Source organism: Ruegeria sp. CDSC079 (genome assembly GCF_059610505.1).
This window is the reverse complement of record NZ_JBXWNT010000012.1, coordinates 67,263-81,426: the sequence shown is the minus strand read 5'-3', so window position 1 is coordinate 81,426 and position 14,164 is coordinate 67,263. Positions and strand designations below refer to the sequence as shown.

14 protein-coding genes are annotated in these 14,164 nt (G+C 58.3%); 6 read left to right on the top strand and 8 right to left on the bottom strand.

Annotation, left to right across the window (positions count from 1 at the left end; genetic code table 11):
- Positions 1-143 precede the first annotated feature (143 nt).
- Positions 144-1,121: a methylmalonyl Co-A mutase-associated GTPase MeaB gene (meaB, locus tag AC2FIC_RS19145; protein ID WP_496692903.1), complete on the bottom strand. Its 978-nt coding sequence runs from the start codon at positions 1,119-1,121 to the stop codon at positions 144-146.
- 153 nt (positions 1,122-1,274) lie between these two features.
- Between meaB and hrpB the strand changes: the two genes are divergently transcribed.
- The 3 genes from hrpB (at position 1,275) to AC2FIC_RS19130 (ending at position 5,877) form a co-directional block, all read left to right on the top strand.
- On the top strand, positions 1,275-3,707 hold the full coding sequence (gene hrpB, locus AC2FIC_RS19140; RefSeq protein WP_496692857.1) for an ATP-dependent helicase HrpB: 2,433 nt from the start codon (positions 1,275-1,277) through the stop codon (positions 3,705-3,707).
- A gap of 139 nt (positions 3,708-3,846) precedes the next feature.
- The gene (locus tag AC2FIC_RS19135) at positions 3,847-4,305 is read left to right on the top strand and encodes an NUDIX hydrolase (protein ID WP_282027762.1); all 459 of its coding nucleotides are present in this window, start codon (positions 3,847-3,849) and stop codon (positions 4,303-4,305) included.
- A gap of 93 nt (positions 4,306-4,398) precedes the next feature.
- Entirely contained in the window at positions 4,399-5,877 is a 1,479-nt protein-coding gene (locus tag AC2FIC_RS19130) for an inorganic phosphate transporter (protein ID WP_496692858.1), read from the top strand.
- Positions 5,878-5,881: 4 nt separating this feature from the next.
- Here the strand turns inward: AC2FIC_RS19130 and AC2FIC_RS19125 are convergent, their stop codons facing one another.
- The 6 genes from AC2FIC_RS19125 to AC2FIC_RS19100 form a co-directional block, all read right to left on the bottom strand.
- On the bottom strand, positions 5,882-6,847 hold the full coding sequence (locus AC2FIC_RS19125) for a 2-dehydropantoate 2-reductase (RefSeq protein WP_496692859.1): 966 nt from the start codon (positions 6,845-6,847) through the stop codon (positions 5,882-5,884).
- A gap of 67 nt (positions 6,848-6,914) precedes the next feature.
- Positions 6,915-7,877, bottom strand: a complete 963-nt coding sequence (locus tag AC2FIC_RS19120) for a pirin family protein (protein ID WP_496692860.1) — start codon at positions 7,875-7,877, stop codon at positions 6,915-6,917.
- Between the two features lie 309 nt (positions 7,878-8,186).
- Positions 8,187-8,528: a 5-carboxymethyl-2-hydroxymuconate Delta-isomerase gene (locus tag AC2FIC_RS19115; protein WP_496692861.1), complete on the bottom strand. Its 342-nt coding sequence runs from the start codon at positions 8,526-8,528 to the stop codon at positions 8,187-8,189.
- A gap of 57 nt (positions 8,529-8,585) precedes the next feature.
- Positions 8,586-9,512, bottom strand: coding sequence for an ornithine carbamoyltransferase (gene argF / locus AC2FIC_RS19110; protein ID WP_271950442.1), 927 nt, complete (start codon positions 9,510-9,512; stop codon positions 8,586-8,588).
- A 28-nt stretch (positions 9,513-9,540) separates the two neighbouring features.
- Positions 9,541-10,728: an aspartate aminotransferase family protein gene (locus AC2FIC_RS19105; RefSeq protein ID WP_496692862.1), complete on the bottom strand. Its 1,188-nt coding sequence runs from the start codon at positions 10,726-10,728 to the stop codon at positions 9,541-9,543.
- 239 nt (positions 10,729-10,967) lie between these two features.
- A complete protein-coding gene (locus AC2FIC_RS19100) occupies positions 10,968-11,225 on the bottom strand; it encodes a zinc ribbon domain-containing protein (protein ID WP_496692863.1) in 258 nt (85 codons plus the stop codon).
- A 61-nt stretch (positions 11,226-11,286) separates the two neighbouring features.
- On the opposite strand from AC2FIC_RS19100, the gene AC2FIC_RS19095 reads away from it, so the two are divergent.
- Complete coding sequence (locus AC2FIC_RS19095) at positions 11,287-11,664, top strand: MerR family transcriptional regulator (RefSeq protein ID WP_496692864.1); 378 nt, start codon at positions 11,287-11,289, stop codon at positions 11,662-11,664.
- A gap of 47 nt (positions 11,665-11,711) precedes the next feature.
- Complete coding sequence (locus AC2FIC_RS19090) at positions 11,712-12,605, top strand: DMT family transporter (protein WP_496692865.1); 894 nt, start codon at positions 11,712-11,714, stop codon at positions 12,603-12,605.
- Here the strand turns inward: AC2FIC_RS19090 and AC2FIC_RS19085 are convergent.
- The gene (locus AC2FIC_RS19085; RefSeq protein ID WP_142638062.1) at positions 12,587-13,390 is read right to left on the bottom strand and encodes an ABC transporter permease; all 804 of its coding nucleotides are present in this window, start codon (positions 13,388-13,390) and stop codon (positions 12,587-12,589) included. The two genes, AC2FIC_RS19090 and AC2FIC_RS19085, sit on opposite strands and share 19 nt — an antisense overlap.
- 126 nt (positions 13,391-13,516) lie before the next feature.
- Here AC2FIC_RS19085 and AC2FIC_RS19080 point away from each other — a divergent pair, with 126 nt between their 5' ends.
- Complete coding sequence (locus tag AC2FIC_RS19080) at positions 13,517-14,092, top strand: GcrA family cell cycle regulator (RefSeq protein WP_142638060.1); 576 nt, start codon at positions 13,517-13,519, stop codon at positions 14,090-14,092.
- The last annotated feature ends 72 nt before the right edge of the window (positions 14,093-14,164 follow it).

Sequence of the window (14,164 nt, the reverse complement as noted above, 5' to 3'; positions counted from 1 at the left end):
CGGTTCCCGCATATCCGGCCTGGCGACAGATGCGCGGCCTTAACCTGAGTTTGCATCAAGTTTGGGTCAACTTGCAACCTATGGGCGATAACCCACCGATCCGAAATCAGAAAGGGAATGAGATCAAAGGCTTGAATAAGGCCTTAGCCAGCGACTATAGCAGACAACATATGTTCCGCCGCAACCGACGGACTGAGCTGACCAGTGCTGACCTGCGAGCCCAGACGCTCCATTTCCGAGCGCGCTTGTGGAGTCGCCAGGCGTGCCAGAAGGGCAGACCGAACCTCTTGTTCGAACCAATATTGTGCTTGCGTGGCGCGGTTGACCTCCCAGTGGCCATTTTCACGGCGCCATTTACTGAGGGACTGCATCTCCTCCCAGGCTTGAGCCAGCCCATGTTCCTCGACCGCTGAGACAGTCATCGCCTTGGGAAATCCTTCCGGGTCCTGGGGCCGTTTACGCAAAAGACGCAGCGCCCCGGAATAGTCGGCGCAGGTGCGAGTGGCAGCAGATTTCAGGTCACCATCCGCCTTGTTGACCAAGATCATGTCGGCCATTTCCATGATACCGCGCTTGACGCCCTGCAGTTCGTCACCGCCCGCTGGGGCAAGCAACAGCATAAACAGATCCGACAACTCGGAGACAACCGTCTCCGATTGCCCGACACCAACCGTTTCGATCAAAACAACATCGAACCCAGCGGCCTCACATAAAGCGATGGCTTCACGTGTGCGGCGGGCAACACCGCCCAAGTGCGACTGGCTGGGTGATGGACGGATAAAGGCGTTTTTCTCGCGGCTCAGGCGTTCCATCCGGGTCTTGTCCCCCAGAATGGACCCGCCCGACCGAGTCGAACTGGGATCAACTGCAAGAACCGCAACGCGCAGCCCCTGCCCTGTCAGCATCATGCCAAAGCTTTCGATGAACGTGGACTTGCCGACGCCGGGCGTTCCTGACAATCCGATCCGCAGGGCCTGGCGGCCCTCTTTGGTCAATCTGGTCAGCAGTTCCGTCGCCTGCGCACGATGATCGGCGCGACCGCTTTCCACCAGCGTGATACCACGGGCCAGCGCGCGCCGGTCTCCGTTCAAAATCCTGTCACTCAGGCTGTCCAGTTCCATTTCGCCCCCAATCAGTTGCGGCAGTTCTAGTTGCCGTCCCAATGAGGGGTTTGTCCAGACCAGAGCGCACAAGAATTTACCTCTGGGATATGCGCTCTCCGGGCATAAGAGACGGAACTGGACCTTGCCGTACCGTTGGCGGATAAAGCCCGCATGATACGCCTGCCCATCGACGACGCCATTCCTGACCTTCTTGCCGCCCTAAAGGCTTCGGGCCGCGCAGTGCTGCAGGCACCTCCGGGCGCGGGGAAAACAACACGAGTGCCGCTGGCGATATTCGAGGCGGGGCTATGCGATGGCAAGATCGTGATGCTGGAACCCCGCCGCTTGGCGGCCCGGGCTGCTGCTGAGCGCATGGCCGATACGCTGGGACAGCGCGTGGGCGACACAGTTGGTTATCGCGTGCGGGGCGAGGCGAAGGTATCGAAATCGACCCGGATCGAGGTCGTCACAGAAGGCATCCTGACCCGGATGCTGCAAGTCAAACCCGATCTGCCCGGCATTAGTGCGGTGATTTTCGATGAATTCCATGAACGGTCCCTGAACGCGGATCTCGGCCTGGCTTTGTGCCTTGAGGTCGCCGGGGCATTGCGGGACGATCTGATCCTGCTGGCAATGTCGGCAACGCTAGACGCTGAGCCTGTGGGACGGTTGATGGAGGCCCCCGTTGTGACGTCCCAAGGGCGCAGCTACCCGGTCGAAACACGTTGGCTGGACCGACCGCTAGGACAACGGGCGCGAAAGCTGGACGCATTGGTCGATCTTGTGGTTCAGGCCGAGCGCGAAACAGAAGGTGGGATGTTGGTGTTCCTGCCCGGAGAAGGCGAAATCCGCCGCGCAGAGGCCGCCTTGGCTGGCCGGCTATCCAGCAAAGCTACGGTGCGACCACTATTCGGCGCGATGCCTTTCGCTGCCCAGCGCCAAGCGATTGCACCGGTCGAAACCGGTCGCAAAGTGGTTTTGGCTACGTCCATTGCCGAAACCTCGTTGACCATTCCAGACATTCGCGTGGTCTTGGACATGGGACAGGCTCGGCGGGCGCGTTTCGATCCGGGTTCGGGTATGTCCAGACTAGTAACCGAGCGGGTGACGCGCGCCGAGGCAACGCAGCGCGCTGGCCGCGCTGGTCGTGTCGCCGAAGGCAAGTGCTATCGCTTATGGTCGAAGGGCGAAGAAGGCGCGCTGGCCGCCTATCCCCCGGCCGAGATCGAGGCAACCGACCTGACCGGGCTGGCGCTGGAACTGGCACTTTGGGGGGCGGACCCCGAAGAACTGTCTTTCCTGACCCCTCCACCAGAGGGCACGATGACAGAGGCACGCACGTTGCTGATGATGCTGGGCGCGCTGGATGGAAAGGGGCGGATCACCGACCACGGGCGGTCACTGGCTGCGTTACCTCTGCACCCGCGACTGGGGCATATGCTGGAACAGGCAGGCCCCGGCGCTGCGCCCTTGGCCGCCCTGATGGCCGAACGCGACCCCATGCGCGGTGCGCCGGTGGATATGCTGCTCCGGCTCGAAGCCATGCGGGATGTGCGCGCCTTTCAGCGTAACCGTGTCTGGCAGGTCAACATTGGTGCGTTAGAACGGATAAAAACCGAGACCAAGCGGCTGCAAACCAAAGGCAACCTGTCCGACTTCAGCCCAGCGGCAACAGCCGCACTCGCCTATCCCGATCGCATTGGACAACGGCGCAAAGGGGATGAGCCGCGTTATGTGTTGTCAGGAGGGAAGGGTGTTGTGCTGGATGGCAGCGATACGCTGGCTGCCGCGCCTTATCTGGTTGTGACCGATACCGATGGCAACCCCCGCGAAGCAAAGGTGCGCATGGCCGCACAGATCTCGGAAAAGGAAATTCGTGACCTGTTCGAGGATCAGATCACCTGGATCGAGGTCTGCGACTGGTCAAAACGTGACCGCCGTGTCGTTGCGCGCAAACAAGAACGGCTAGGCGCAATCACGTTGAGTGATCGTGTTTGGAAAGAGGTTCCGGACGAAGCAGTTGCATTGGCGATGCTGGATGGCGTCCGTGATCTTGGCCTGCGATTGAACGGGGCCGCTGCGCGATTGACGGCACGGGTGGAACTGGTCCGGACCGAAGGCGCAGAGCTGCCTGATTTCTCGATCGAGGGGTTGACCGACACGCTGCAAGACTGGCTGTTGCCGATGCTTTCCGGCGTCCGCAATGCTGAAGACTGGAAACGTTTCGACCTTTTGCCAGCGTTGCGCGCCCGACTGGACTGGGCCCAAACGCAGGAACTGGACCGGCGCGCTCCAGGGTCGTTTGAAACTCCTCTCGGGCGAAAGGTGCCGATAGATTATGGCGGTGCAGTACCGGAAATCTCGGTGCGGCTGCAGGAACTGTTTGGCGTCACGCGCCATCCGGTCATCGGCGGCGAGGCCCTTAAGATCACGCTTCTTTCCCCGGCCCAACGACCCATCCAGATCACGCGCGACTTGCCCGGTTTCTGGGCTGGATCATACGCGGATGTGCGCAAAGACATGCGCGCGCAATATCCCAGACACCCTTGGCCCGAAGATCCGACCATGGCCGGCCCCACCTTGCGCGCAAAACGTCGTAATTAGGCGGCCGTCGGGAATTTTCGTCGAAAATTCTTGGCATGAAGATGCGGAAAGCATGGTGATTCCGGGCGTTCATTGAAGATTATCTGTTTCATTGCTATGTGGGCTGCTCAGGTAAAACCCGGGTTCGCGAACGACAAACATGACAAAATGGCTGCGAAATATTTGGGAAGAGGTCGCCCGGCCTCTGTTCCTGCGCCCCCATCGGGTGCAGTTTGGCGCCTTGTGCACCCGCGAAACACAGGACGGGCTGCAGGTTCTTTTGATCACCAGCCGGGACACCGGACGCTGGATCATCCCCAAAGGTTGGCCGATTGATGGCCTGGATGGCGCCGAGGCTGCCCGGCAAGAGGCCTGGGAAGAAGCCGGCGTGCGCGCCCAATCCCTATCCAAAGACCCAGTTGGGCAATATACTTATGACAAGATCCTGAAAGACGGGGCCAGCCAGACTGTGGTGACCAATGTCTATCGGATCGAAGTGCAGGAACTGGCCGATATCTACCCCGAGGCCGAGGAAAGGACCCGCGAGTGGGTTTCGCCCGTGATAGCGGCCGGACGTGTTCAGGAGCCCGAACTGCGCGCTTTGCTGCTGCAGCTGTGACACCTCCACAAAAAGTGATGACGCCACGGTTGCTCGTCTGAGCGAAACCGTATAGCCGCGGGTGTTCTTTTGGAAACCGCCCGCAATAGCCTGATGTCGAACCCAAGCTCCAAACCCCGTTGGCAATCGCTGGACAGCGATCTGGCGCGCATCTCACGCGTTGAGTATGCCAATGCCCATGTGGCACGCCCCATGCTGGCGCCGGGTATCGCCTTCGCCTTTATTGCGCTGGCCGGGCTGACGGCCGCAGTGGTTTTTGGGCGGGCTGATGGCGGGTTGATCGTTGTCGCGGCAGCCGGTTTTGGGGCCTATATGGCCATCAATATCGGCGCAAATGATGTTGCCAATAACATGGGCCCCGCTGTCGGGGCCAACGCGCTGACCATGACCGGCGCAATCGTCATCGCAGCCATCGCAGAAAGCGCGGGGGCCTTGCTGGCAGGTGGGGATGTCGTCTCGACGATTTCGAAAGGGATTATAGACCCGGCATCGGTTCACGACAGCACCGTCTTTATCTGGGCGATGATGGCGGCTCTGATTTCTTCAGCCATGTGGGTCAACTTGGCCACCTGGGTCGGCGCGCCTGTTTCGACCACACATTCGGTGGTAGGGGGCGTCATGGGGGCGGGCATCGCAGCAGCTGGCCTAAGCGCGGTCAGTTGGACCACGATGAGCGCCATTGCCGCCAGTTGGATCATCTCTCCTGTGTTAGGTGGAACTATTGCCGCTGGCTTTCTGGCTTTGATCAATGCCAAAATTCAGTATCAGGACGACAAGATCGCCGCTGCCCGCCGTTGGGTGCCGATACTCGTTGCTGTCATGGCTGGTGCCTTTACCACCTATTTGGCCGTCAAAGGCCTGAACAAGCTGGTCAAAGTTGAGCTTGAAGTCGCTTTGCTGTTCGGTCTGGCCACCGGATTTCTGACATGGCTGGTGACAGTCCCTTGGGTGCATCGCAGATCAGAAGGACTAGAAAACAGAACGAAGTCTCTGAAAACGCTGTTTGGGCTACCACTTATTATTTCAGCAACATTTCTTAGCTTTGCCCACGGCGCCAATGACGTGGCAAATGCGGTTGGTCCGTTGGCGGCAATCGTGCATACGGCGCAGTTCGGGGATTTCGCTGCACAAGTCGCAATTCCAATCTGGGTGATGGTGATCGGAGCGCTGGGAATTTCCTTTGGGCTGTTCCTGTTTGGCCCAAAATTGATCAGGATGGTCGGCAGTCAGATCACCAAGCTCAACCCAATGCGCGCATTCTGTGTCGCCCTTTCTGCGGCGATCACTGTGATCCTGGCCAGTTGGCTGGGCCTGCCCGTCAGTTCCACCCATATCGCAGTGGGCGCGGTCTTCGGAGTGGGCTTCTATCGCGAATGGCATGCCGAGCGGCGCAGAAAGAACGCGAACCACCAACGACTGCCCGAGCGGCGCCAGGCACAGGAAGAGAAAAAACGCCGGAAACTCGTCCGTCGCTCGCATTTCATGACGATCGTGGCTGCCTGGATCATAACGGTCCCCGCTACCGCAGTGTTATCAGCCGCTATCTTCTGGACACTGACGGCTTTTCTCTAACCCATCAGCTTCGGATTTGCTCGGGAGTAAGCGGGGATTTTGGGTTCTGTGCAATCTTTTCGCGAACCTGCGCGCAGATTGGGGTCGCAATGCCTTGCTGCTCGCCCAAACGGATGATCTCGCCTTGCAGACTGTCGATTTCCGTTGGGCGCCCTGCCATCAGGTCATAGGCCATAGAGGTGCGCGCCGAAGGGTCAATGATCAGCATCCGGGATGCGACCCGCGAAAACAAAGGCGTAGGCAGACGCAGGATATACGGTGTCATCCATGCGGGCAGCGGCGTCATTGACACAATCGGTTGTCCTGCGGATCGCAACACGGTCAGAGCCTCGGACATCTGATCTGCCATCAGTTGGCGCCAGTTGCGGTCCAGCAACTGCTGTTTCAACGTCAACCCGGACAGCGCATTCAGCGCGTTATTGAGATTGATCACCAGCTTGCCCCATTGGACGGCTTCGATCTGGTCACTCTCTGACACCGGTAGGTCGGGGCCAGTCAGCTTTGCGCCCAAATCGCCGAGGCCGGATTGGATAACGATTTCACCAGAAGTCGCGCGATGAAATCCGCCGGTATCTGTCGGTACGACGTTGAACGGCACCATACCGGCGCGGACATCGTGGTGCGGAAGCATCGTACGTAAGGTGCCTGCGTTTTCCAGTCCATTTTGCCAGGAGAGGATCACAGCGTCTGGAGCGTGTTTCCCGATTTGCTTCGCCATCTCTTCCGTCGCGCCGGTCTTTACCGTGACAATGACCATTTCAGCATCACTCAGTTCCGCCGGATCTTCGGTCAGGGACAGGTTGGTCACATGACACCGCAGGCCTGAAAAATCTGTGACCATCAGCCCCTTATCCCGGATCGGGTCGAGGATTCGTGCCCGCCCCAACAGGGTGACATCGTGACCGGATCGGGCCAGCAAAGCCCCGCAGTAACATCCAATGCTGCCCGCCCCCGCGATTGCGATCCTCATGACGCCCCTCCCCTTCGGTCAAAGATTGCCGCGATCCGCCTGTCAGACAAGGCCAACTGACGCCAGGTCAGCGCGCGCGCCTCGGGCGGGTGCGTTCAAGGTCTTCTGAAATCGGGATGAAGTCTTGATCGTCCCCCGGAGGCAGTTGAAAAGCCCCTTTGGCCCAATCCGCCGTTTTCCATTCGCGGGTGGCTGCTTCTATCTTTTCCTTTGAGGACGACACGAAGTTCCACCAGATATAACGATCCTCGTTCAACGTCGCACCTCCAAGCAACATTAGCCGCGCACCTTGCGGCCCTGCCTGAACGGAAAGGCGATCCCTTGGCCGAAACACCATCATACGACCTTGGGTGAACTGATCCCCGGCGATCTCAACCGTTCCTTCCGTCACATAAACACCGCGGTCTTCTTGATCATCAGGCAAAGGAAAAGAGGCCCCAGGGGCAAGCTGCACGTCCAGATAGAAGGTTTCAGACAGTGTCGTGACCGGGCTGCTTTCACCATAAGCCGAGCCAAGGATTAGACGAGCGCTGACCCCAGCATCCTGAATATGGGGTAGCGCAGATTGTTTATGATGTTCGAAGTCCGGTGCAATATCTTCCTGTTCCTCTGGGAGCGCGATCCAGGTCTGAATGCCAAAAAGACTGTGTCTTTTGCTGCGCGTTTCCTTGCTGGTGCGTTCAGAATGGGTTACGCCGCGTCCTGCAATCATCCAGTTGACCTCACCGGGATAGATCATCTGATGGGTGCCCAAACTATCACGATGCTCAAATTCCCCTTTATACAGGTAGGTGACCGTGCCCAACCCGATATGAGGGTGTGGCCGAACGTCTATACCGCCTTCTGTGATGAATTCTGCAGGGCCGACCTGGTCAAAGAAAATGAACGGGCCAACAAGCTGTCGTTTGACCGAGGGTAGCGCGCGGCGCACCTCGAACCCACCCAGATCACGTGCGCGAGGAATGATCAGTGCCTCTAAAGACGGGTTCTCAGTCAAACGATCGGGGTTGTGAGACGGGTTCCAGCTCATTCCAGTTTCTCCCTTTTTCGGCAGGCAACGGTTCGCCCCTGCAAGATGCAGGCCGCTGCACCTGAAAGAAACCTCAATAATTGCACAACTCCGGTGGAATTTTGTCCGTTATGACATATCATTAATGTTATTACATAACAATTCTAACAGAAATTCCACCTGAGAAAAGAACCATCCAAACAGCTCGCTACCCGATCACCTGTTTGACAGGGAATGCAGGGCATTTTTGCTGCCCTGCAAAGGAATGTTGCTTACGACTAAAGAAGGTGTCAGTCGCCGTGCTTCAGATAAACAAATTGCCAAACACAATCACGCCAGGCGTTTGGCATAAGACGCACGGTTCAGTTCGACCTCTTGCACCGTGATGCTGCCAACCTCGGGCATGGCAACAGTCAGAACATCCAAAACGGTAGCGTTCAGTTCAGCTCGCGTGGCCTCATCCCGGCCCTGCATCAATAAAAGCGTCGCATGGACAAAGGTCTGCGGTTCGGTCCCGATCCGAAAATAGGTGACCGGATTGGCACGGATCTTAAGGGCCGGTGCATCAAACTCAGCATGTTCAGAAAGCACCGCAAACAACTTCTCGCAGACCGCATGGAAATCATGTTTCTCTTCAAGGCCCTGAGAGAATTCGAGGACTATATGGGGCATTGTGCACTCCGGAAATCATGAGAGAGCACGCGGCTCTCTCTTGCCATTTTCATGTGTTCAGACACCCAGGCACCAACGCATAACGGCCTTCTGGGCGTGCAGTCGGTTTTCGGCCTCGTCAAAAATGACCGAGTTCGGCCCATCCATGACATCGGATGTCGCTTCTTCTTCGCGGTGCGCAGGAAGGCAATGCATGAACAGCGCATCGGGTTTGGCATGGGCCATCAATTCGGCGTTTACCTGATAAGGACGCAGCAGGTTGTGGCGCCGTTCTTTCGCGGATTGAGAGTCGTGCATCGAAACCCAGGTATCGGCGACAACCAGATCGGCCCCATCTACAGCCTTGTAGGGGTCCCGTTCCACAACAATCTTGGACCCTTTTTGACGGGCAAAACCCATGAAATCCTCTTCGGGGTCGAATTGCGCCGGGCCCGTAAAAGTCAGATCAAACCCGAACTGGCCCGCCGCGTGAAGGAACGAGGCACACACATTGTTACCATCGCCAGTCCAAACGACTTTCTTCCCGGCGATCGGGCCACGGTGCTCTTCGAACGTCAGAACATCGGCCATGATTTGACAAGGATGGGTGCGATCGGTCAGGCCGTTGATCACCGGCACGTCCGAGTATTCCGCCATTTCGGTTAGGATGGTTTCGTCAAATGTCCGGATCATGATCATATCGACATAGCGCGACAGCACGCGGGCGGTGTCTGCGATGGTTTCGCCGTGGCCCAACTGCATGTCCTTGCCCGAAAGGACCATCGTCTGACCACCCATCTGGCGCACGCCCACATCAAAAGACACGCGCGTCCGGGTTGACGGTTTTTCAAAGATCAGGGCGACCATGCGGTCTTTGAGTGCCAATTCGTCATCCGGTGCCGCCTTTGGCTGCCCCAGACGCGCCTGCTTCATGGCAGCAGCCTGGTCGATCATGCCCCGCAAAGCGGCGGCATTGGTTTTGTGAATGTCGAGGAAGTGCTTCATGTCGTTTCGCTTTTCTAATCGGGTGGGCTCAGGCAGACGCCAGATTGCTTTCGACCTGCGCGGCCGTTTTCTCCAGACGAATAACCGCCTGTGCAATGTCGTCCTCTGTCAGGGTCAAAGGCGGCAATAGGCGGATCACATTGTCAGCGGCGGGAACGGTGATGAGGCCGTTATCATATCCCGCATTCACCACGTCCAAGTTGGTCGCCTTGCATTTCAGACCCAGCATGAGCCCTGCGCCGCGCACCTCTTCGAACACCTCCGGATGATTTGCAATCAATCCTTCGAGCTTCTGGCGCAACATGCCCGCCTTGCGATTGACCCCGTCCAGAAAGGCGTGGGTTGCAACCTGGTCGATCACCGCGCAGCCCACCGCGCAACCGAGAGGGTTGCCGCCATAGGTCGACCCGTGCGTACCTGCCGTCATGCCGCTGGCCGCGTCTTCGGTGGCCAGCACCGCACCCAGAGGGAACCCTCCACCGATGCCCTTGGCGACCATCATGATGTCAGGCGTGATGCCCGCCCATTCATGGGCAAAAAGTTTACCGGTACGCCCAACGCCGCATTGGACCTCGTCGAGGATCAGCAACAGGCCATTGTCGTCGCAGATCTGACGCAGCGCTTTGAGCTCGGCATCAGGGACGGGGCGAATACCGCCCTCGCCCTGAATGGGTTCGATCAAGATCGCCGCGGTCTTGTCCGAGATCGCATTGGTGACTCCGTCAAGATCACCAAATGTCAGGTGTACAAAGCCGGGCAGCAGCGGGCCAAAGCCTTTGGTCATCTTCTCGGACCCCGCAGCGGCAATGCCTGCCGAGGACCGACCGTGAAACGAACCGTCAAAGGTAATGATGTCGACCCGATCGGGCTGATCTTTATCGTAGAAATATTTGCGTGCCATTTTCACAGCCAGCTCGCAGGCTTCCGTGCCTGAATTGGTAAAGAACACCGAGTCGGCAAAGGTATGTTCAACCAGCTTATCAGCCAGCGCCTGCTGCTGAGGGATATTATAAAGGTTCGACACATGCCACAGCGCGTGGGCCTGTTCCGTCAGCGCGTTCACCAGCTCCGGATGCGCATGGCCCAGTGCATTCACCGCAATCCCCGCGCCCATATCCAGAAAACGTCGGCCATCCGCTTCGGTCAGCCAAGCGCCTTCGCCCTTCACAAAGGTCAGGGGCGCACGATTATAGGTCGGCAGAACGGACGGGATCATCGGATCATCCTTTTCGATATGTTGAGCCCCGTGAGTGATACACGAGAGCCATGTTCGTCAACTGATTTGGTGGGAGATGCGCCGATTTGGGCGGCGCAAAAGGATCAAACGGGCCGGTTACGCGGCAAAGCGTCGGCGTCGAAGTCGCAGGATATCAGCGTGTTTGATCATGGGTGCCGTATAGCGGCGATGCTTTGTGATGAAAAGCGTTTTGTTTCTTTGGTCAGAAGGGCTGGTTTTCAGGCGTCGCTCCACCGGTCCAGCTTGCCCATGCCGCGCGTAAAAGCCCAGGCCAGAATACGGGGCATGCCCTTGTTCACCAGCGCATCCAGACAATGGGACTGAAATTCCTCGAACGAGGCATCGGGATGTCGAAACGCACCGTCCGCATAACAGAGTGAACAATACCGCGTGCTGCGGGTTCCGTCCGCTTCGCTGCCGCCCCCTTCGGTATCCTTGCTAAGAGGCATGCCGCAGCTTTGACATTTGAATCCCATCATCTTTCCCCTTGCAGGCTTTGACCACGAGCCATAAGATCAAAACCATAGAGTATAGTCAATGGTTTTACATATGCGTATCGGAGAACTGTCCCGCCGAAGCGGGCTGCCCCGCGACACATTGCGGTTTTACGAGCGGCACGGATTGATTGCCTCGCGCCCCGGGCCAGAAGCGACAAACAGCTATCGCGACTATCCGGATGACACGCTGATCACGCTGGAACAGATCGGCGATGCACAGGCGGCGGGGATCAGTATCGCGCAACTTGCAACCCTGCTGGGGCAACTTGGTGCGGCTGATCCCGAAAGCTTTGACGGCGTAGCATTTCTTCAGGAACGGATCGAAGAGGTTGAGGCGCGGATCGAGCGCGCAAATCGTTTTCTGGACAGCTTGCGACAGGCCAAACAGGCTCTTGCTACACCGTCGGGACAGCCCTGACCGTTTTACCCCTTGCCTTTCGTCCACCCGTACATCACCGCTTACGCATGTTCGTTCCCAAAGCGCATAACCCGCCCCTTGCGGCACTGTTGATTTTTGTCGCCAGTGCATTCCTTGCGGCAACCACCCTGCTGGCCAAAGCTTTGGGGACAGATACGCTAGGTGCTCCTTTGCATCCAATGCAGATCAGCCACGGGCGGTTTCTATTCGCCTTCCTGGTCATCGTTTCGGCAGTGGGCATCATGCGCCCTAAACTGCGGCGGCCCCATTGGGGGCTGCATATCGGTAGGACAAGCTTTGGCTGGCTGGGAATCACGCTGATGTTTGCATCGGTCGCGTTCATACCGATGGCGGATGCGACGGCGATTTCGTTCTTGAACCCGGTCTTTGCGATGGTTCTGGCCATTCCCTTGCTGAAAGAAGGCGTCGGTCCCTGGCGCTGGCTGGCGGCGGTGGTGGCCCTGATCGGGGCAATGGTTCTGCTGCGCCCGACACCTGCGAGCTTCCAACCTGCGGCGTTACTGGCGCTGGCGGCGGCGGTCGTCATCGGGATGGAGCTGATCTTTATCAAAAAGCTGTCAGGGCGAGAGAGCCCGATCCAAATTCTATTGGTGAACAACGCGATGGGCCTGACCATCGCATCAGTCGCGGTGAGTTTCGTGTTTCAGATGCCCAACCCAGCGCAATGGGCAGCCCTTGCGGGGATCGGCGCATTGATGGCTTGCGCACAGGCCTGTTTCGTTAACGGCATGGCGCGGGCAGATGCGTCTTTCGTAGCGCCGATAAGCTATGCGACACTGCTGTTCGCTGCGCTATATGATTTTGCGATATTCGATGTGGTCCCCGACGCGGTCAGCCTAATTGGATCTGCCATCATCTTGGCCGGAGGGCTGATTCTTGTGTGGCGCGAGGCGCGGCACCGTCAGGCCTTGAGCCGATAGCCCGTTCGCAGCATCTGCCAGGTCAGTGCACCGACCACCAGTGTTGCAGCCGTGCAGATCAACATCCCAAGGTAGGGCGAGCTGTCCGAAACCCCAATCATACCATAGCGCAGCCCGTCGATCAGATAGAAAACCGGGTTGGCGTGGCTTAGCCGGTACAAAACCGGCGGCAATGCCTCGACCGAGTAAAAGGTTCCAGAAAGAAACGCCAAAGGCGTGACGATGAAGTTGGTAATCGCAGCCATCTGGTCGAACTTATTGGCGAATATCCCGGCAAAAAGGCCCAGCGCGCCCATAAAGGCCCCTCCCAGCACTACAAAGATCATGGCGATCAGTGGGTTCTGCGGGACAATACCCAGCACCAGCGCCAGCGCGGTTGCAACGACAACAGCGATCAGAAAGCCACGGGCAATGCCGCCCGCAAGGTATCCCAGCAGAATCTCTAACGGCGAAAGCGGCGGCATAAGGGTATCGACGATGTTGCCCTGTACTTTCGAGATCACCATCGAGGACGAAGTATTGGCAAACGCATTCTGGATCACCGTCATCATCATGATGCCCGGCGCCAGAAAGGTCAAAAATGGCACGCCCATCACATCAGACCGGCTGGGCCCGATAGCGATGTTGAAGATCAGCAGAAACAGCCCCGCAGTCACCAGCGGTGCCAAAAGTGTCTGCGTCCACACCGCCATAAACCGCAAAGTTTCCCGCCGGGCCAGCGTATAGAGACCCATCCAGTTCACCGCACCAAAGCGGCGTGCCTCCTGATCCATGAGATTCTGCATGATCTGCCCTCTACCTGATTCGAAGACCGCTTGTAACTCGGACCGCAGTGTTTAAAATAGGGGGCTGAGACGAATTCCCAAGGCGGCCCGAATCCGGGGCCGCTTTCCGCTTTTGAAAGGCAAATGATGTCCTGGACTGACGAGCGTGTAGAGCTGCTTAAAAAGATGTGGGGCGAGGGCCAGTCGGCCAGCCAGATCGCCAAGGAACTGGGCGGTGTGACCCGCAATGCGGTTATCGGCAAAGTCCACCGGCTGGGCCTGTCGAATCGCGCAACCGGCGCGACCCCCGCCAAGGCTGAGCCAAAGGAAAAACCAGCGCCCGCGCCCAAGGCCGAGGCCAAGCCCAAACCCACGCCCAAGACGGAACCGGCACGTCCAGCCGCAGCGCCGGCAGCCGAGGCCAAGCCCGCTGTTCCGGCCCGCCGTCAGATCATCCCGGCCGGTCAACCGCTGCCGCCGCAACCTTCAGCGAACGAGATCAGCCCCGAGGCGCTGGCCAAGGTCAACGAGGTTGAGAAGAAAGCCAAAAAGCTGACGCTGATGGAACTGACCGAGAAGACCTGCAAATGGCCCGTCGGCGACCCCGCGACCGAGGATTTCTGGTTTTGCGGTCTGCCCGTTGAGGCAGGCAAACCTTATTGCGAAGCGCATGTGGGTGTGGCGTTCCAGCCTATGAGCTCACGTCGCGACCGGCGGCGGTAAGGCTTTGACGAAGGCAGGCACCTAGCAAAAGAGCGCGGTGCCCGCAGCAGGCCGGAATGCAGGCAATACACC

Bases quoted from the DNA above. Each gene is read 5' to 3' on its own strand.
- meaB (WP_496692903.1), bottom strand. From the start codon at position 1,121: ATGGAACTGGACAGCCTGAGTGACAGGATTTTGAACGGAGACCGGCGC.
- hrpB (WP_496692857.1), top strand. From the start codon at position 1,275: ATGATACGCCTGCCCATCGACGACGCCATTCCTGACCTTCTTGCCGCC.
- AC2FIC_RS19135 (WP_282027762.1), top strand. From the start codon at position 3,847: ATGACAAAATGGCTGCGAAATATTTGGGAAGAGGTCGCCCGGCCTCTG.
- AC2FIC_RS19130 (WP_496692858.1), top strand. From the start codon at position 4,399: ATGTCGAACCCAAGCTCCAAACCCCGTTGGCAATCGCTGGACAGCGAT.
- AC2FIC_RS19125 (WP_496692859.1), bottom strand. From the start codon at position 6,847: ATGAGGATCGCAATCGCGGGGGCGGGCAGCATTGGATGTTACTGCGGG.
- AC2FIC_RS19120 (WP_496692860.1), bottom strand. From the start codon at position 7,877: ATGAGCTGGAACCCGTCTCACAACCCCGATCGTTTGACTGAGAACCCG.
- AC2FIC_RS19115 (WP_496692861.1), bottom strand. From the start codon at position 8,528: ATGCCCCATATAGTCCTCGAATTCTCTCAGGGCCTTGAAGAGAAACAT.
- argF (WP_271950442.1), bottom strand. From the start codon at position 9,512: ATGAAGCACTTCCTCGACATTCACAAAACCAATGCCGCCGCTTTGCGG.
- AC2FIC_RS19105 (WP_496692862.1), bottom strand. From the start codon at position 10,728: ATGATCCCGTCCGTTCTGCCGACCTATAATCGTGCGCCCCTGACCTTT.
- AC2FIC_RS19100 (WP_496692863.1), bottom strand. From the start codon at position 11,225: ATGGGATTCAAATGTCAAAGCTGCGGCATGCCTCTTAGCAAGGATACC.
- AC2FIC_RS19095 (WP_496692864.1), top strand. From the start codon at position 11,287: ATGGTTTTACATATGCGTATCGGAGAACTGTCCCGCCGAAGCGGGCTG.
- AC2FIC_RS19090 (WP_496692865.1), top strand. From the start codon at position 11,712: ATGTTCGTTCCCAAAGCGCATAACCCGCCCCTTGCGGCACTGTTGATT.
- AC2FIC_RS19085 (WP_142638062.1), bottom strand. From the start codon at position 13,390: ATGCAGAATCTCATGGATCAGGAGGCACGCCGCTTTGGTGCGGTGAAC.
- AC2FIC_RS19080 (WP_142638060.1), top strand. From the start codon at position 13,517: ATGTCCTGGACTGACGAGCGTGTAGAGCTGCTTAAAAAGATGTGGGGC.